Annotated in this window: 14 protein-coding genes, 1 rRNA gene, 1 pseudogene and 1 riboswitch; of the genes and pseudogenes, 3 read left to right on the top strand and 13 right to left on the bottom strand. The window is 55.0% G+C overall.

Annotated elements, in window-relative coordinates:
* From C8P63_RS17750 to guaA, 4 genes are all read right to left on the bottom strand, one after another.
* A 16S ribosomal RNA gene (locus C8P63_RS17750) occupies positions 1-100 on the bottom strand; the annotation flags it as partial.
* A gap of 333 nt (positions 101-433) precedes the next feature.
* Positions 434-1,612 carry a peptidase MA family metallohydrolase gene (locus C8P63_RS17755; RefSeq protein ID WP_108026487.1) on the bottom strand — a complete coding sequence of 393 codons (1,179 nt, stop codon included), beginning with the start codon at positions 1,610-1,612 and terminating at the stop codon, positions 434-436.
* Positions 1,613-1,717: 105 nt separating this feature from the next.
* Positions 1,718-3,046, bottom strand: a complete 1,329-nt coding sequence (locus C8P63_RS17760) for an NCS2 family permease (protein WP_108026489.1) — start codon at positions 3,044-3,046, stop codon at positions 1,718-1,720.
* 27 nt (positions 3,047-3,073) lie between these two features.
* Positions 3,074-4,612, bottom strand: coding sequence for a glutamine-hydrolyzing GMP synthase (gene guaA / locus C8P63_RS17765; protein ID WP_108026492.1), 1,539 nt, complete (start codon positions 4,610-4,612; stop codon positions 3,074-3,076).
* A 118-nt stretch (positions 4,613-4,730) separates the two neighbouring features.
* A riboswitch (purine riboswitch) is annotated at positions 4,731-4,832 on the bottom strand.
* Between the two features lie 244 nt (positions 4,833-5,076).
* Between guaA and C8P63_RS17770 the strand changes: the two genes are divergently transcribed.
* On the top strand, positions 5,077-5,925 hold the full coding sequence (locus C8P63_RS17770) for a cation diffusion facilitator family transporter (RefSeq protein ID WP_108026495.1): 849 nt from the start codon (positions 5,077-5,079) through the stop codon (positions 5,923-5,925).
* 110 nt (positions 5,926-6,035) lie between these two features.
* Here the strand turns inward: C8P63_RS17770 and C8P63_RS17775 are convergent, their stop codons facing one another.
* The 5 genes and pseudogenes from C8P63_RS17775 to C8P63_RS17795 form a co-directional block, all read right to left on the bottom strand.
* Positions 6,036-8,258: a transglutaminase TgpA family protein gene (locus C8P63_RS17775; protein ID WP_108026497.1), complete on the bottom strand. Its 2,223-nt coding sequence runs from the start codon at positions 8,256-8,258 to the stop codon at positions 6,036-6,038.
* On the bottom strand, positions 8,239-9,453 hold the full coding sequence (locus tag C8P63_RS17780; protein ID WP_108026500.1) for a DUF58 domain-containing protein: 1,215 nt from the start codon (positions 9,451-9,453) through the stop codon (positions 8,239-8,241). Before C8P63_RS17780 ends, C8P63_RS17775 begins: the two co-directional genes overlap by 20 nt.
* Before the next feature lie 3 nt (positions 9,454-9,456).
* Entirely contained in the window at positions 9,457-10,431 is a 975-nt protein-coding gene (locus tag C8P63_RS17785; RefSeq protein WP_108026503.1) for an AAA family ATPase, read from the bottom strand.
* A gap of 241 nt (positions 10,432-10,672) precedes the next feature.
* Positions 10,673-10,885: pseudogene (locus tag C8P63_RS17790) on the bottom strand (GNAT family N-acetyltransferase); the annotation flags it as partial.
* 409 nt (positions 10,886-11,294) lie between these two features.
* The gene (locus C8P63_RS17795) at positions 11,295-11,954 is read right to left on the bottom strand and encodes an FMN-dependent NADH-azoreductase (protein ID WP_108026506.1); all 660 of its coding nucleotides are present in this window, start codon (positions 11,952-11,954) and stop codon (positions 11,295-11,297) included.
* A gap of 308 nt (positions 11,955-12,262) precedes the next feature.
* Here C8P63_RS17795 and C8P63_RS17800 point away from each other — a divergent pair, with 308 nt between their 5' ends.
* Positions 12,263-13,222, top strand: a complete 960-nt coding sequence (locus C8P63_RS17800) for a pyridoxal-phosphate dependent enzyme (protein ID WP_108026509.1) — start codon at positions 12,263-12,265, stop codon at positions 13,220-13,222.
* Positions 13,223-13,339: 117 nt separating this feature from the next.
* Here C8P63_RS17800 and C8P63_RS17805 read toward each other — a convergent pair whose 3' ends face one another.
* The 4 genes from C8P63_RS17805 to C8P63_RS17820 are packed head-to-tail and all read right to left on the bottom strand — an operon-like array spanning position 13,340 to position 16,688.
* The gene (locus tag C8P63_RS17805) at positions 13,340-14,245 is read right to left on the bottom strand and encodes an ABC transporter substrate-binding protein (RefSeq protein ID WP_108026512.1); all 906 of its coding nucleotides are present in this window, start codon (positions 14,243-14,245) and stop codon (positions 13,340-13,342) included.
* A 26-nt stretch (positions 14,246-14,271) separates the two neighbouring features.
* Positions 14,272-15,009: an ABC transporter permease gene (locus tag C8P63_RS17810; RefSeq protein WP_108026515.1), complete on the bottom strand. Its 738-nt coding sequence runs from the start codon at positions 15,007-15,009 to the stop codon at positions 14,272-14,274.
* 4 nt (positions 15,010-15,013) lie between these two features.
* Positions 15,014-16,006 carry an ABC transporter ATP-binding protein gene (locus C8P63_RS17815; RefSeq protein WP_108026518.1) on the bottom strand — a complete coding sequence of 331 codons (993 nt, stop codon included), beginning with the start codon at positions 16,004-16,006 and terminating at the stop codon, positions 15,014-15,016.
* Between the two features lie 13 nt (positions 16,007-16,019).
* Positions 16,020-16,688 (bottom strand): ABC transporter permease, encoded by a 669-nt coding sequence (locus C8P63_RS17820; protein WP_108026521.1) that lies wholly within the window; start codon positions 16,686-16,688, stop codon positions 16,020-16,022.
* A 596-nt stretch (positions 16,689-17,284) separates the two neighbouring features.
* Here C8P63_RS17820 and C8P63_RS17825 point away from each other — a divergent pair.
* Positions 17,285-17,704 carry an Hsp20/alpha crystallin family protein gene (locus C8P63_RS17825; RefSeq protein WP_170109744.1) on the top strand — a complete coding sequence of 140 codons (420 nt, stop codon included), beginning with the start codon at positions 17,285-17,287 and terminating at the stop codon, positions 17,702-17,704.
* Positions 17,705-18,012: the final 308 nt, after the last annotated feature.

Consider the following 18,012-nt stretch of genomic DNA (forward strand, 5'->3'; position numbering starts at 1 on the left):
ACGTCACCCCGAAGGGATCCGTCGGCTTCCTCCGCTCGACTTGCATGTATTAGGCACGCCGCCAGCGTTCGTCCTGAGCCAGGATCAAACTCTCCAATGAAGTCCGGCGGTGGCCGGGCCACCTCCGGACCGAGCTTGAAACGCTCATTGACAGGGCCATGTCTGCGCTCTTCAGTTTTCAAGGAACGCTCTCGTCGCGGCTTCCCGCGACCGCCGCTCCCTCGCGGCGACAAGATCTATCTTATCAAAGGCATCCGATCTTGTCAACAGTTTTTTTGTTTTTTCCGGGGCGACCCCTTTCGATCGCCCGCGTGTTTCAGGGACAAGTAATATACTACCACTCTACCGATTTGGAGTCAATACTTTTTTACCTCCAAATAGAAATGCCCTTCGCCCCCTGCCGGTAGAAAAGGGGACGAATGTCTGAGGACCTTCAACCGGCTGCCAACGTCGATTTCTTTTTTTTCATATCCCGGATCCAGTCCCGTTCAATCTCCGCTAACGATTTCCCGAAAACCTTCTTCACCGCTTCCCGGGTCCTTTGATTAACCAAGGAGATCTTATCCACCGTTTCCTTATCTTCTTCGGGACTTAATTGCAGTACAGAGAAGAGACGGCGGACCTTTTTTTCTCCATAAGTGTTCATCAGATACCGGAACAATTGATAACACTGCGTGTAATAATGGGACGCTTCTTCTTCATGGAGGTGCTCCAGATTGAGCTTCTCCAAACGGGACATCCTCCAACGGGGTTTTTCGTATTTCTTTTCTTCCTGGGTCCGCAGCCCCGGCAGAAGATGAGTCTGAAAATACTCTGCCGCACCTTCCTGCAGCCAGTAGGCGGCATTGTCCCCCGTCGTGTCGCTGACCATCATGTGGGTCATTTCGTGAACCAGCACCGAGGAGATGAATTGCTGATCGGAGAACCCCTTGGCCCCGATCAATTTCACGGATTCGCCGGATTCGTGCCAGCCTCCCGCCCAGGCAGGCAGGGAAGGCTTCACCGATTGCCGGAAAAGTTCCGGTCGGTGATAGATCTTCACCTCAATGGAGTGCCTGGGGGTCCAGTCCATTTTCCGCCCCAATTCCTGAATCGCTTTGTGGGCGGATTCCAGGGCGATGGAAGCCTGCTCCCGCAACCCCTCATCCGTATACCGGATCACCACGTTCCCCCGGGTGGTGTGAAGAAACGGAAAATCGGAGTCCTTCCATCCCTTTTCCGTCTCTTGAAACAACAGGGGGAAACGGATGGCAAACACCCGTCCCTGACGGGTGTAGCGCTGTTCCACCCAAGCGCGGATCTGGTGTTCTTTTTCCGGAATCATGGAAATCACCCGGAGGCGGTAAGAACCGGGATCCACCCATCGGACCGCGTCCTCGAACCACCGTTTTTGCTCTTGAACATAAAAGGGATAGGATGGATTGAGCACGCTTAAGAAACGCTTTTTATCCTTCTGGTTGACAGCCGTTTCTTTATTTCGGATCAGTTCCTTGATTTTTTGCTGAACGGGCTCTGCCGGGGTGGCATCCACCGGCGTCGGAAAAGCCAACCAACCGGAAAGGCCCGCCACACAAATCAGGGCGAGACAGAGAATGACCGTTTTCTTCAACAAAGAAACGCCACCTCCAAGGTGGGATACGGTTAGTTTGAATCCCTCCCTCCTCTTTTTATACAAAAAAGAAAAGACCCCGCTTTCAAAGCGGGGTTTCCCGTTTCTTCATATACTTCCCAGGAATAAAAACCGGCTGATGAAGATCAGTGCCAAAATATACAGGATCGGATGCACTTCCCGGGCTTTACCTCCAAATAGCTTGGTGACCGGATACAGGATGAACCCGATGGCGATCCCTGTGGCGATGCTGAAGGCAAGGGGCATCATCAGAACGGTCAGAAAAGCGGGCACGGCTTCGGTCAAGTCTTTCCACTCGATTTCCTTGAGGCTGGAGGCCATCAATACCCCGACGATGACGAGTGCGGGGGAGGTGATGGCTGCCACGGAGGCGAAAGCTTCAACCAACGGGAAGAAGAAGAGAGCCATAAGAAACAGAAGTGCCGCAGTGACAGACGTCATCCCCGTCCGGCCTCCGGTGGCGACCCCCGCGGTGGATTCGATATAGGAAGTGACCGTGGAAGTCCCGAGGGCTGCCCCGGACATGGTGGCCACGGAGTCGGCCGTCAGAGCCCGGCCGGCACGGGGCAACCGGTTGTTCTTCAAAAGCCCGGCCTGGTTGGAAACCCCGACCAATGTCCCCGCAGTATCAAAGAGATCGACGAAAAGGAAGGCGAAAATAATGGCAAAAAAGCCCATATCCAGAGCCCCGGCCAGGTCCATTTTCAAAAACGTGGGCGAGAGGCTCGGCGGTGCGGAGAAAAGCTTGGAAGGCATATCCACCACACCGGCGGCGATCCCCGCCACCGCGGTTCCGATCATGCCGAAGAAAACGGCCCCCTTCACCTGACGGATCATGAGAAACAGGGTGAGAACCAGTCCGAACAGGGTCAGCAGTATTTCCGGCTTCATCAGGTTTCCGTTCAGGGCGACAAAGGTGGCTTCGTTGGCAACAATCAATTGGGCGTTTTTCAATCCGATGAACGCGATGAAGAGCCCAATCCCCGCCGAAACGGCATGTTTCAGTCCCGGGGGGATGGAGTTGATGATCAACTCCCTCACCCTGGTCACAGTCAGGAGAAGAAAGATCACTCCGGAGATAAAGACCGCTCCCAAAGCCGTTTCCCAGGAGACCCCCATCCCCAGAACCACCGTGTAGGTGAAATAGGCATTCAGCCCCATGCCAGGAGCCAACGCGATCGGATAGTTGGCCACGAGACCCATCAACAGCGTACCGATCGCCGCGGCCAAAGCCGTGGCGACAAATACCGCCCCGAAATCCATTCCCGCTTCCTTTCCGAGAAGGAAGGGGTTGACCAGCAAAATATAGGCCATGGTCAAAAACGTGGTGGCACCTGCCAACACTTCCGTTTTTAAGTTGGTGTTGTGCTCCCCGAACCCGAAAAATCGGGAAAGCACGCTCTGCCGGTTATCCAAAGTCCGTTCTCCTTCCGTGCTTCGATCTTATTCCCACTCAATGGTGGCCGGAGGCTTGGAAGTGATGTCGTAAACCACCCGGTTGACTCCGTCCACTTCATTGATGATACGGTTGGAGATCCGCTCGAGTACTTCATAGGGAATCCGTGCCCAATCGGCGGTCATGCCGTCGATGGAAGTAACGGCCCGGATGCCGACGGTATAAGCATAGGTTCGGGCATCCCCCATCACGCCGACACTCTTGAAATCGGGGAGGGCGGTAAAGTACTGCCAGATTTCACGATCCAATCCCGCCTTCTGGATCTCCTCCCGTAAAATCGCATCGGACTCACGGACGATTTCCAGCTTTTCTTCCGTCACTTCCCCGATCACACGGATCCCCAGTCCCGGCCCGGGGAAGGGTTGGCGCCAGATGATTTCCTTCGGGAGGCCCAGTTCTTCACCCACTTTGCGCACCTCGTCTTTGAACAGGGTGTTGACGGGTTCCACCAGGTCCATTTCCATCTCTTCCGGAAGCCCGCCGACATTGTGATGGGATTTGATGGTCTGGGCCGTTTCGGTCCCGGACTCCACAATGTCGGTATACAGGGTTCCCTGAGCGAGGAAATGGTGTTTACCCAGCTTCTCCGCTTCTTCCTCAAAGACCCGGATAAATTCGTTCCCGATGATTTTCCTTTTTTGCTCGGGATCCTCCATACCTTTCAGTTTGTCCAGGAACCGTTCCCGGGCATCCACCTTGACCACGTTCATCCGGAAGTGGTCGGCGAAGGTGCGCATGACGCTGTCCGCTTCCCCTTTGCGCAGGAGGCCATGGTCGACAAATACACAGGTCAGTTGATCTCCGATGGCCCGATGGATCAAGGCCGCGACAACCGAAGAGTCCACTCCGCCGCTGAGGGCGCACAGGACCCGCTTGTCCCCGATCTGTTCCTTCAGTTTCGCAACGGTGTCATCGATGAAGGTTTCCATGCTCCAGGTCCCTTCGCACCTGCACACATCGTAAAGAAATCGACGGATCATCTCATTTCCGTTCTTTGTATGGCGCACTTCGGGATGAAACTGCACGGCATACACCCGGTTCTCCGGATGGCTCATGGCAGCAACGGGAGCGGAAGCCGTCCGGGCATCCACCCGGAACCCTTTTGGCGGCGCCACCACCACGTCACGGTGACTCATCCACACCGACTCCGCATCCGACAACCCCCGGAACAGCGGGGAATCCGAGACGACCTCCACATCGGCTTTGCCATATTCCCGCTTTGCGGCGCTCTCCACTTCCGCGCCGAAATGGGCACCGATCAGTTGCATTCCGTAGCAGATACCCAGAATGGGAATGCCCAGGTCAAAGATCGCCGGATCGCATTTCGGGGCCCCGTGGGTGTAGACACTGGCCGGGCCGCCTGAAAAGACGATCCCCTTCGGGGCCATCTCCTTCAGTTCTTGGGCACTCGTCCGATGGGAGACCAGTTCGCTGAAAACCCCCAAATCCCGGATCCGCCGCGCAATCAATTGGTTGTATTGTCCACCGAAATCCAGTACCACCACTCGTTCCATCGGTTGTTCCATCGAAGACCTCCACCTTTTCATTCAGGAATTCATAAGAAAAAGACCGGCCCCCGCACCGCTTCTACCCAGCGACACGAAGCCCCGGCCATTCCTTGATCGGATCAGAAAAACACAACAGGCCGGCGACCCATATCCTCGTAGTCCGGCCATTTACGGTGGCCGGGTAGAAACGTTCAGGCCCTATTCCTGAATATATACGAGACAGATCTACCGTGTGGAAATTATGCATTTTATGCATGCGTTCATCATACCAATCGGAAATATTGAAATCAAGAACCACCGAACAGGGGGTTCTTACCAAGGTTTCCTCTTTTTCTTGATTCTTACCGACTCCGCCGGTTGTTGGTTCAACCCAATTCTTTTTTCGCCGTTCTATAAAGCTTATGGAAGGCAATCATCTTGCCGTAGACCCACACGGCCCCCGTCGGGTAAGCTATGGTTGACTGACGGGGAGGGAGAGGCCGATGAAGTACCAAGCCGACTCGGGAGCATGGCTCAGTATCGTGACCTATCTTTTTTTGAGCATCCTGAAAGTGAGTATGGGGAGCATCATGATGTCAAAAGCCCTTTCGGCTGACGGCTGGAATAACGTCACGGACGTCCTGGCATCCGGGGCGGTCCTGATCGGACTGAAAATCTCACGAAAACCGCGGGATGAGGATCATCCCTACGGCCATTCCCGGGCGGAAAGCGTGTCGGCATTGATCGCTTCCTTTATTATGGCCACCATCGCCCTGGAAGTGCTGAAAGACGGAATCGAGACCGCATGGGTCGGGAAAGCGCCCCCTCCCGCCCCCCTCACCTTCTGGGTGGCACTGGGTTCCGCCGGTTTGATGCTTCTCGTTTCGGCATACAACCGGCGGCTGGCCCGCCGGACGAAAAGTCGCGCGATCGAGGCCGTTTCCAAAGACAACCTCTCCGACGCTCTGGTCAGTGTCGGTGCGGCAGCCGGTATTCTGGGGGCCCAATGGGGCTTCCCCTGGCTGGATCCGGCGGCCGCCATCATGGTCGGTCTGATCATCCTGAAAACGGCCTGGGGGATCTTCCGGGAAATGTCGCATCACCTGACGGATGGTTTCCATGAAAAGAAACTGGACCAATACCGGAAGACCATGGAAAAAATGGACGGAGTCCGTTCCGTGGTGGATCTCAAAGGGCGGATGCACGGAAACCACATCATTCTGGATGCCGTGATCGAGGTGGATGCCGGTCTGAACGTGGAAGAAAGCCATCGCATCACCGAGGAGTTGGAACGGGAGATGTCACGGACCCACCAGGTGGAGGAAACCCTGATCCACGTGGAGCCGCGGTAAAAACCGATCCCGATATGACCGGGGATCGGTTTTTTGATTCCTTTTTCCGGGGGTTCGGCTCCCGTCACGCAGGATCCCACAGGGGAGGATCACGCGGGAGAAAACATGCATCAGGAGCGGAGCTGCTCCAACACCTTTCTCCACAACCTTCGAAGGGAAGACGGATCGCTTGTCGGATTCCCGTTGCCATACCGGGCATCCTCATAGGAGCGGGTCAACCGGATCAATTCCGGGGAGGGACGGGTCATCCAGTCCCGCTCCAACACATACTCCCGAACGGTTTCGCCGGGCCTCCTCGGCCCCCGGGTCCGGGACAGCCATTTCAGCAGGGCGTGAAAGGCGCGGGTCAACCCCCGGTCTCCCCGGGTGTATCGCCACAGGAGCCACCAGGCGATGCGCTTTCGGAACAGCCAGAGCATCCAAAGGAGCAGACCCGCCGTTCCCGCCGCCCAGAGAAACCTCGTTTTCCGGATTGTTGTTGTTTCGGGTGCCGCCGCTTCGTTTGGGGGCCCCGCCCGCCCCCCCAACTCCCGTTCCGAACGTTCCAGCCTCGGGTCCGGCTTGGTGTCAGTCCCGTTCTCTTCCTCAGCCGATACGACAGGGTCCGAATCGATCTCTTCCTTGACGGGAGTGGGATTGGTGAATCCGGGAGTGGGTTCGAAGGGGAGCCAACCCACTCCTTCGAAATACACCTCCACCCATGAGTGGGCATCGCTGTTGCGAACGGTCATCTGATATCGGGGAGCGGCCCTTCCTCTCTCGTCCGACGCTTCGGTGTGAATGAGCTTTTGTTCCCCGGGTCCAAATCCCTTCACCCATCGGGCGGGAATCCCCACACTCCGCATCATCACCACCATGGACGAGGAAAAGTGATCACAGTACCCCCTTTTGGATTCGAAGAGAAATTGGTCTGCAAAATCCTGATTTCTCCCCGGTACCGGTACGTCCTGCGTCTCGTACCGGAGCCCGCTCTCCCCTTTGAGCCAGCTTTCCACGGCCACGGCTTTGTCGTAAGGATTGTCCTCGTTTCGGGTCAGCTCTTCCGCCTTTTCGGCGACCCGTTCCGGAAAGTCCTCCGGCAACTGAAGATAGATGCGGCTTACCTCCGACGGATAGGAACTTCCCGTCCCGCGCAGCTTGTTTTTGTCCATTTCGGGGACTTCCACGGAAACCGTGTAGCGGGAAAGACGAACGTTCCCCCGGGTGGTGAATCCCCCATGGCCGACCACTCCCTCCAATCCGGGGTTCGGCGGGTTTTGGATGTGATAGGAGCGGAGTTGTCCCGGAGTGAACAACACCGGGTATTCCCGGTTCCAGAACAGATGGGCCACGCTTTTTCGCACCGGTATCTCCCGGAACAGCGAAGGCGGTAAGTGATCTGCCCCTTTATCCGGCCGGCGGCCGGCGGGTGAAACGGGTTCCGCCTTCAAGGTGGACTGCCAACCTTTTCCCGTATAGAGATCACGGGCTTCCCCCCGCCAATACCAAGGTTTATCGAGAATGGCGGTCAGGACGGGATCCCGATCCTGTTCGAAGGGCCCCCCCAACCGGGAATCGTTGTTGCCATACCCGATTTTGGCCGCACCCCCGGGTCCCGCCCGGTCGTCCAGACTGGTGACCCACTTCAGGGGATCCGGCCAGCTGGCGGCGGGCTTCGGCAACATCCAACCGACCCCGACGGCCAGAAGGATGAATGCGAGGGAGAAGGGGATCCAACCTCGCGGTTCCGGCGGGTCTTCTGACGATACCGCTCTCAAAGAGGACAGCCGAAGGAAGGAAAGGGCAACGCAGCCGTAAATGAATACCCGGATGATGGCCCCGCTTCCGTCATATGGAGTCAAACTGTCCAGGACGGAGAGATGGAAGACGGCCAGCAAAAATAACGCCAGTACTCCTTTCCCCCGTTCCGCCAGTCGACGGAAAACAGAAGCGATGGCCCATAACAGCATCAACAATGCCAGGGTCTGAAGAACCGGAGATGCGCTGAACCGCCCTTCCGTCATCCACCGTGACACTTCCGATTTCATCCGGGCCGCGAGTGGACCGATCCAGTCCGAATCGGTAAGGGGGATCGGGTGGTAAAGGAGTTGGTGAAGAAAGATCGGGAGCAGAAACAGGCGGACGGCTCCGGTGATCCACCGGTTCAAGTGGACGAAGTTTGTGGCCAGAAAAACCAGAAACGCCGTGAAAAACACCCCGATTCGCTGGGTATCCGAGACCTCGGACAGGGGAAGAAGACACTCCAATCCTGTCAAAGCTCCGAAAAAAACCAATCCGACCCGCGCCCCCGCGGACAGGGGAGGGCGGGAACGGTCAGGCCGAGCCACTGCCATAGTCGGCACCTCCCCCCGTGAGGTGCTCAAAAGCGTCGTTCCGGACAGGGTAAACCCGCACCCCCAACGAATCGAGAAAACCTGGAACACCGGTCTCTCCACCGGGGAGAGGACCGTCGCCAACCACCCGGAACACCTCCACTTTGATCTTCCGCAGAACCAATTGGCTAATGGCGTTCCCCTCCGCTTCACCCAGCCGGGGGGTCACCAACACCACCGTGGTTCCCTGGGGCAAATAGACCGACTCGTTCAGAAGAACGTCCGCAATCCTCTTCTGACCTTGGGGTTGAATGACAGCCAAGGGTTCGAACAGATGCGACAGATGATCCGGTGTCCTCCCCGGAGGAAGATGCAACCGCCGGTTTCCCCAAGCAATCACCCCGGCGCTGAACCGGCGCTGAACCGCAAAACGAGCCAAGGACGCGGTCAGGCTGACCGCCCGTTCAAAGAGAGGATCCCCTTCCCCTGAAAAATGGGCGGCATGGCAGTCCAGGACAAACATAAAATCGTTGGTGATTCGATGTTCAAATTCCTTGGCTTTCAACCCTTGGCCCCTGGCGGACGCTTTCCAGTGAATACGGCTGAGAGCGTCCCGGTCCGTGTAATCCCGCACTCCCACCACGGAAGTGACATCTTCCCCGATCCGGTGGGTGGCAAAGGAACGCCCCGTATTCCGGTCATTGACGGTGTGCCACGACCGGATTTCCCGGGTTCGGGGATAGACGAGAATTTCGTTTGCCCGGGAGAAGTTCCACCTTTTCTCCACCAATCCGAACAGATCCCCCGACCTCACTTCGATGGAGTGAAAGCGATGCCTGCCCCGGGGCAGGTTGTACAGCCCGTATTCCAAGACTCCTTCCCTTGAAAATCCGGGAACTAAGGTGGTGAATCCCTCTTGAGTCAAAGCCTTCGGATCCCCCACATCCCGAATCCATATCCACGCCGGGGGAATCACTGCAGGGATCCGGTAACGGATGGAGACCTTCAGGGATTCACCCGCGGTGGCTGTCGAAGCGGACAGCACCCTCTCCACTTCCGGATTCCGAAGGGCAAAGAAGGCCACCAAGGCGACGTACAAAAGGAGGATGAAGGAGACGTAAAACAAAAACCAGGGAACAAACCCCCCCTGAAAACGGCCGAAAGCAAAAGCGATGAACGTGAGTACCCCCATGAAAAGCAATCCCCGCCTGCGCATCAGTCAACCTTCCATGGTGACGGGAACCCGGATCCGGCGGAGGACTTCCTTCAGAAGCCTGTCCACCGTCATCCCGCTCAGCCGGGCCTCCGATTTCAGGATCATGCGGTGAGCCAAAGTGAGAGGAGCCAATTTTTTCACGTCATCCGGGATCACATAGGATCGCCCCCGGACAAAAGCCAGCGCCTGGGCCGTGCGGTAGAGGGCAATGGAACCCCGCGGACTGGCACCGAGATAGACTTCCGAAGGGGAACGGGTGGCACCGACGATCTGAATGATATAGTCGGCAACACTCGGGTCCACGCGAACCTTGCGAACCTCCTGTTGAAGGCTGAGCAGTTCCCCCCTTGAGATCACCTCGGTCAAGTCTTCCAAGGGGTGCCGTTCTCTCATCCTCTCCAACATTTCAACCTCTTCTTCCGGACTGGGATAACCCAACCGCAACTTCAGCAGAAAACGGTCCAGTTGAGCTTCGGGAAGCGGAAAGGTGCCCTCGTATTCAATCGGATTCTGCGTGGCCATGACAAAAAACGGCTTTTTCATCTCGTAGGTGTTTCCGTCCACGGTGACACTGCCTTCTTCCAGCGCTTCCAGCAGGGAGGATTGGGTCTTGGGAGAGGTACGGTTGATCTCATCCGCCAGGATCACATGGGACATGACCGGACCGGGCCGGAATTCGAACTGCGAGGTTTTCTGATTGAACACGGAAACCCCGGTGACATCGGAAGGAAGGAGATCCGGGGTGAACTGGATTCTCCGGAATTGGCAACCGACGGATCGGGCCAGCGCTTTCACCAGCATCGTCTTGCCCACCCCCGGAACATCTTCCAACAAAACATGACCCTGGCACAGGAGAGCCACGATGCATATCTGGATGGTCTCCCGCTTTCCGACCATGACTCGCTCCACGTTGTCGACCACCTCCGCGATCCGCGGATGTTCCGTATCAGGCGTGGTCGGACCGGCCTTGTATTTCATGTGAGACCCCCTTCAGCAAACGGTGAATTGGCATGATTCCTTCTTATTCTATAATTATAACTTTTCAAACAGGTTTTGGGAAACTGCTCCGTTGAGGGAAGTAAAGGCCTTCCCATCTCTTCCGTTCGTCCTTTTCTTTTCGGCTTGACTGCCGCAGCGGAAAAAACAACTGAGCCACCGTATCGGACTCAAGTTATTTATTGAAACCGATGTTCACCTGACCGCCTCCCAAACTTCCACCTCAATCTTCCCTGTTTAAGATGGCAAGCACTTGATGATCTTCCCATCTCCCGTTGATCTTCACACTTTTCCTGGCGATGCCCTCTTTATGAAACCCTGCTTTTTCCAACACTTTAATCGATGCCAAGTTGTGGGGCATCACCCCCGCTTCAATCCGATGAAGCTTCAGCTCACGGAATGCATAGGAGACGACCAGACGGACAGCCTCCGCGATTTCTCAATTCCAGACGCAACAAGGCTTCTGCATCAGAGAGATCCAGTATTTCCAAGAAGATTTTATGACCTTTGATGTTCATGGGGAGTTCCTCCCGTTCCGATTTTGTGTAATAAAAAACACCACAGGCATGTCCTGTGGTGTACATTCAAATGATATGTAAACCACAGGAAGCGACCTGTGGCATTCTCTTACCACTTTTTCCTTCAGGAAAATGATTCTATTCAAAGGATGTCCAGTCGCTCAGATATCTGTTTTTGGACAGACTTCTCCCTTGATTGGAATCACTGAAGAAAACGGCAGTCGAGTACCCGATCCCTTTGGACAAAGAAGGAAGTGATTTCTTCTTCAAGACATATCCTAAAAAAGCCACTGTTCTCATCAGAAAAGCGGCGATAAACGGAACGGGTCAGGATACGGACACGGGGTCTGCCGCCAGAGCCCTCGCCGCTTCGGCGGCACGCTCACAGGCGGCATCCCGAATCGCTTCCGCTTTGTCAGGAAATTGGTTCATTCCTTCCACGAAGAGCGTCTCCACATCGGTGACGCCGAGAAAGTTCAGAACCGAGACAAGGTACTTGCTGCAAAAGTCCAATCCAGCAGCCGGTCCTTCACTGTAGATTCCACCGGAAGCCTGGATCACGACCGCCTTTTTTCCTTTCAGAAGCCCAACGGGACCCTCTTCAGTGTACTGAAAGGTTTTGCCCGCAACGGAAACCGTGTCGATATATGCCTTCATCAGCGGAGGAACGCCGAAATTCCACATGGGGGTGACAAACACATAACGATCGGCTTCGATAAACTGGTCAACCAATTCGTTCAGCCGGGTCACTTTTCGCTTTTCGTCCTCGGTCAGGGAATCGACTGGTTGCTCGGAAGCCAACTTTCCCCATGCATGGAGTATATCCTCATCCAGGAGCGGAATCTCCTCCCGGAACACGTCAATGTGCACCACTTCATCGTCGGGGCGACGATCACGGTATTGACGGATCAGTTCGTCGCCAACGGTCAAACCGTATGAATCCTGTGCTTTTTTGGGGTTTGCCGTAATATACAAAACCTTGCCCATGGTACTCATCCTTCCTCGTTTACTGTTTCATTGTTAGTTACTTACTTTATATAAGTGATGGTACCTGTTCCACTTCCTTTTGTCAAGTCGATCCACCGCCCTCGTGCAACCGGGGAAGTTTGGATCGGGAAAGAAGATTTGCAAGGCGGAAGAAAAGAGGAATCGGTAACCTGTCAATCGAAAGTGTCTGATCACAGGAGGCAAGTACAAAGGGCTGTGAACGGATTTCCGTCTCCCGATCCTTTCGATGCAGACCGGACAGGTCTTAACGGACGAAACATGCAATCCTGTAAAAGAAGGTGGAACCAATGAACCTGCCATTGAATTTTCACGATGTCCTCGAAGCCGGGGAAAGATTGAAAGGAGTCTGTCATACCACCCCCGTCGTCACCTCCCGCACCCTCAACCACCGGGTGGGAGGTGACGTTTTCCTCAAATGCGAGAACCTGCAACGGGCCGGCGCTTTTAAATTTCGGGGAGCATATCATGCGATCAGCCGGCTGACCGATGAAGAGAAAAAGAGGGGAGTCATTGCTTTTTCCTCCGGCAACCATGCTCAAGCAGTGGCTTTGGCCTCCCGGTTGTCGGAGGTGCCGGCCGTTCTGTGCATGCCCGAAGATGCCCCCCGGGTGAAAGTGGAGGCCACGCGGGGGTACGGGGCGGAATTGGTTTTTTATGACCGGTTTACGGAAGACCGGGAAGAGGTGGCGGCCCGGCTCGCCGAAGAGCGGGGGCTCACCCTGATCCCCCCTTACGATCACCCCCATATCATGGCCGGTGCGGGGACCGCCGCATTGGAGCTTTTGCGGGAAGTGCCCGGCTTGGATGCCGTCATCACCCCTGTCGGGGGCGGGGGGCTTCTGTCGGGAACATGTATCGCGGCCAAGAACTGCTCACCCGATATTCGTCTTTTCGGCGTGGAACCCGAAAACGCCGACGATACCCGTCGCTCCCTTGCGTCCGGGAAAAGGGTGAAGATCCCCGCTCCGCGAACCCTCGCCGACGGCCTCCGGATCACCGTTCCCGGTAAGCTCACCTTTCCGGTCATACGTGAACATGCAGAGTCGATCCTCACCGTGACCGAAGAGGAGATCCGGGATGCACTCCGGTTTGCCCTGTTCCGGCTGAAGCTGGTGGTGGAACCTTCGGCAGCCGTTCCCCTGGCCGCCCTGTTGTGCCGGCGGTTGCCGCAAGACCTTCAACGCATCGGTGTGATCCTCAGCGGCGGAAACATCGACCCCGGGGTACTGGCGGAATTGGGAAGTTGAAAAGCGCTGTGTTACCATAAGGGCCGGCTGCCATCCACGGGTCTTTTGAGATGGAAAGACCGGAAAAAGACCGCGGGATTTCCCCGCGGTCTTTTTGTACGTCCCTTTTTCGGATCCTTACTTTTCGATCAACCCGTTCTTCACCAACCAATCATGGGCCACCACCGACACGCTTTTTCCTTCCACGTCTACCCGGTAGTTCAGTTTCCGCATGGTGGCGCTGTCAAGTCGGTCGGCCAATTTTTGGGTGACTTCCTCGACTTCGGGATACTTTTGATACACGTCTTCATGGATGGAAACAGCAGCGTAATACGGAGGGAAGAAGTGTTTGTCGTCCTTCAGGATGAGAAGGTCGTACTTTTCGATGGCCGCATCGGTGGAAAAACCCATCGCCACGTCCACTTCTCCGCTGGCGAGGGCGGTGTAGGTCAAACCGGTCTCCAATTGCTTCACCTGTTCCGCCCCGAAGTTGAAATCGTACCTTTTCTCCACTCCTTTTAATCCATCGGGGCGGTTGGCGAATTCAGCATCCGTCGCCATCTTCAGCTCTCCGGGATGCTTCCTCACATACGCCGCCAGATCGCTGATCGACCGGATGCCGTACTTCTTCGCTTCTTTTTTGTCCATGACAAAGCAATAGGTATTGTTCACCTCGGACATGTTCATCCACTTGATCCCGCGTTTTTCATCCAACTCTTTCACTTTCTCAAAGGCTTTTCCCGGATCGGCGATCGGTTCTTTTCCCATGTAAGTGACCAAGGCGGTCCCGGTATATTCCCACATGAGATCAATCTGTTTATTGACCAGGGCCTTGCGGACGACCGTGCTGCCGAGGTTGTTCATTTCATCCACATCAAATCCCCGTTCTCTCAACATAAACACGGTCATCTGGGAAAGAAGGTATTGCTCGGTAAAGTTTTTGCCGCCGATGGTGACCTGTTTTCCGCCGGCGCCGAGATTGGTGCAAGCGGCCAGGAAGCTGACAATGATAAGAAGGGTCAGTATTCGGAAACTCCGATTCATGAACCAGTACCTCCCATAACCTGCGATTAAGCGTTGGCGGATGGTCGAGTGCCTTTCGGTACAACCACATATTCGAGCAGCCTCAACAGATAATCCGCCAGAATCGCCAACAAGGTGACAGGGACGGCGCCCGACAGCAATGCACTGTTATCGAACAGCCGGATCCCCGTAAAAATCCAGACTCCCAAACCGCCTCCGCCGATCAGAAAGGCGAAAGCGGCGGTACCCACATTGATGACGATTGCGGTTCGGATGCCGGCCATGATCGAATAGGCTGCATTCGGCAGTTCGACCCGAAAGAGGATCTGATGCGGTTTCATCCCCATTCCCTTGGCGGCATCGATCAAACGGTCGTCGATGGAGTTGAGCCCCGCCACGGTGTTGCGGAATATCGGCAACACGGAATAGATAAAGAGAGCAAACACTGCTGTTTTAAACCCGAGACCCAGAATGCTGATCATCAGGGCCAACACGGCCAGCACGGGAATCGTCTGTCCCAGGTTGGCCAAGTTGGTGAAGATCCACTCCGTTTGACGAAACCTCGGTCGTGTCACCAGAACGGCGGAGGGAAGGGCGACCGCAATCGCAAGCAAAGAGGAAACCGCCACCAGCTCCAGATGTTGCCGGGTCAGCAGGACAAACGTTTCCGTTTCCTTGAATAGATAGCTGAAGTAGTTTTTTTGAAACGACCAGACAAAGAAATAGATCACCAGTGCATAAAACCCGTATCGGACCATCAGAGAGACGAATTTTTTTCGTTCCATCCAATCACCCCTCCGTGGAAACGGGAGCTTTTTCCCGGATTTCGAGATGGAGATAACGCTGCACGTGGTCGATGGTCACCGTTCCAAGCTTTTCACCGTGATCGTCCGTCACGATGACTTGCTCGGCTTCCTGGTTCATCAACGTGGACAACGTGTTTCTCAAGTCCTGATGGATGTTTACGGTCTTGGTGTCCTGAATCGTTTCATTGATATCGCCGAGTCCGATTTCTTTTTGCAAATCTTCCACGGTGTGCAGGCTCAGGTTTTTGATCGCCCGGTCTTTCCCGACAAATCGCGAGACGAATTCATTCTTGGGGTGAACCAGAATCTCGGAGGGAGTGTCGTGCTGCATGATTTTTCCGTCCCGCATCAAGACGATTTTATTTCCCATTTTGATCGCTTCGTCGATATCATGGCTGACAAAGAGGATGGTCTTTTTAACTTCCCGTTGAATCTGGATAAATTCGTCCTGGAGTCGCTCACGGGTGATCGGATCCAGCGCGCCGAAGGGCTCATCCATCAGCATCACCGGGGGATCGGCCGCCAGGGCCCGGGCCACCCCGACCCGCTGTTGCTGCCCGCCGGACAACTCGTGGGGGTACCGTTTGCGGTATTCCGCCGGATCGAGGCCGACCAATTCCATCAGCGTATGGTACCGCTCCCGTTTTTTCTTCCGGTCCCATCCCAGTAACGACGGGACGACGGTTACGTTCTCCTCGATCGTCATGTTGGGAAACAGCCCGTTGCTTTGGATCACATAGCCGATACTCCTTCTCAATTCAATCGTATCCAGATCGCGGTTGCTTTTTCCGTTGATCCGGATTTCGCCCTCCGTGATGGATTCGAGCCGGTTCACCATCCGCAGGAGGGTGGTTTTCCCGCAACCGGATGGGCCCAAGAGAACGCAGATGTCCCCTTTTTCCACGGTGAAAGCGACATCATCCACCGCTTTGACGTCGCCTTCGTATATTTTGGTCACATGGTCAAAGGTAATCACGGTTATCACCTCTTCAGGAGTTTGTCTCCAAACCTTTGGGAGTCAGCCATTTTTGCACGCTCCCCAACAAGACATCGGCGATGATGGCCAACAACGAAACGGCGATCGAACCGGTCACGATCAGATATTGGTCGGTACGGACGATCCCTTGGACGATCATGACGCCAAGACCGCCCGCGCCGATAAATGCGGCGATGACACCGATGCCGATGTTCATGACCACAGCAGTCCGGATCCCGGCCATGATCACCGGCATGGCGTTGGGAATTTCGACACGAAACAGACGTTGGACGGTTTTCATGCCGAGACCGATCGCCGCATCCCGGACCCCAGGATCGACGTTTTTGATTGCCGTATAGGTATTCCGGATGATCGGCAGCTGGGAATAGAGAACGAGTGCAATAAAAGCGGGAACGAAACCGATCCCTTTGTTGATGATGGACAAGAGGGGAATCATGACACCGAAGAGTGCGATGCTGGGAATCGTCATCATAATGGAAGCGGCCTGGAGAATGGTGCTTGCCAGGTATTCATTGGTCGTCAGGTATATTCCAAGAGGCACCCCGATGAGGATGGCCACGAGAATAGCAAGGCCGACCAGCGCCACATGTTCCACGGTCAAATCCACGATCAAGGGCAGATTGACATTCAAGAATTCAATCCATTCCTGAAACCAAGTCAAATTCCTTTCCCTCCTTTAAAAAATCGAAACAGCATAGGATGACGCACAGCCATCCATCCCTATTTTCACCTCGAAATCGCCAATTTGCGTATGATTTCAAACCGCCTCGCGCCTTTCCCAACCACCCAGCCCTCGTGATTGACATCCCTGCCCGAGGGTCGGAGGAGATCCCAAATATTTTCTTAATAATTCCAATATTCGGAATCGGATCTCCGCAACAAACAAACCGACAAGAAGATCCGGTCTCGGCTTGAAAAAAGCCCAAAAAAAAACAGGTTTCTCTTCATGATGCCTCTCCCGAATGCTTTCATCCGGGACTCCTCTATCAGATTACTGGACATCGAGGCTTACATCAACCGGCCGTTCGGGGAAAGATCGCCGGGAAGATTGCGGAAGGCAGTAACTTCATGCATTATCGCGGGAAAGCAGGGAATTGTACGGGATTCTTCGTCATTACGTTCCGATCGCACCTTTTGGAAGCCGCCGCGAACGAAACAGCAAGGCAGAATCGCTTACGACCAGTTTGGTTTCCTAAAAACATCATGACTCGCATATAGGTGCAACGAGAGAACAAACAACGAAAAAGGAGGATTCAGGTGTCCAAATCGAAGGAATCTCCCGACTGGGTCCACATTCCGGAAAAAGTAAAGGAGGTATGGAAGAAGTTGGATCCTTCCTCCCCCAAAAGGGTCCCCAGCATCGACATTTACGAGACGGAGGAGGAAGGCGTGATCACGGCAGAACTTCCCGGCCTCCGCTCTTCGGAGGATGTTCAGATCACGCTGGATTCCCTTCATCTCACATTGGAAGGCCGGATTCCCTGTCCTTATCCCTGTCCCAAAGAAAGCTTGATCGTTAACGAACGTTATTTCGGCCGATTTAAGCGGACCGTCCGAATTCCTTTCAACTATTCCTCCGACAGCATCGAAGCCCGATATAAAAGCGGGATCCTTGAAATCCACCTGTCGAAACGGACGGAAAAAAACCGGGTGACCCTCCGATTCGATGAAGATTGACCAAGGCTTGGATCAGGGCCGTCTCCTGCAGAACGGAGAGTAGTTTCCAAACAGCAAAAAAATCCCCTGGGAGTATTGTGAAAAAGTGAGCGGCAGCATTTACCCAAAGCCGCTCCGGCTGCACTCACAGAGCACAAGTCTCGCCTGGGGTCGCTTCACTCCCGGTCTCGCTATGCACTCACAGAGCACAAGTCTCGCCTGGGTCGCTTCACTCCCGGTCTCGCTATGCACTCACAGAGCACAAGTCTCGCCTGGGTCGCTTCTCTCCCCGGTCTCGCTATGCACTCACAGAGCACAAGTCTCGCCTG

The sequence above is a fragment of the Melghirimyces profundicolus genome (assembly GCF_003054245.1).
Lineage (GTDB): Bacteria > Bacillota > Bacilli > Thermoactinomycetales > DSM-45169 > Melghirimyces > Melghirimyces profundicolus.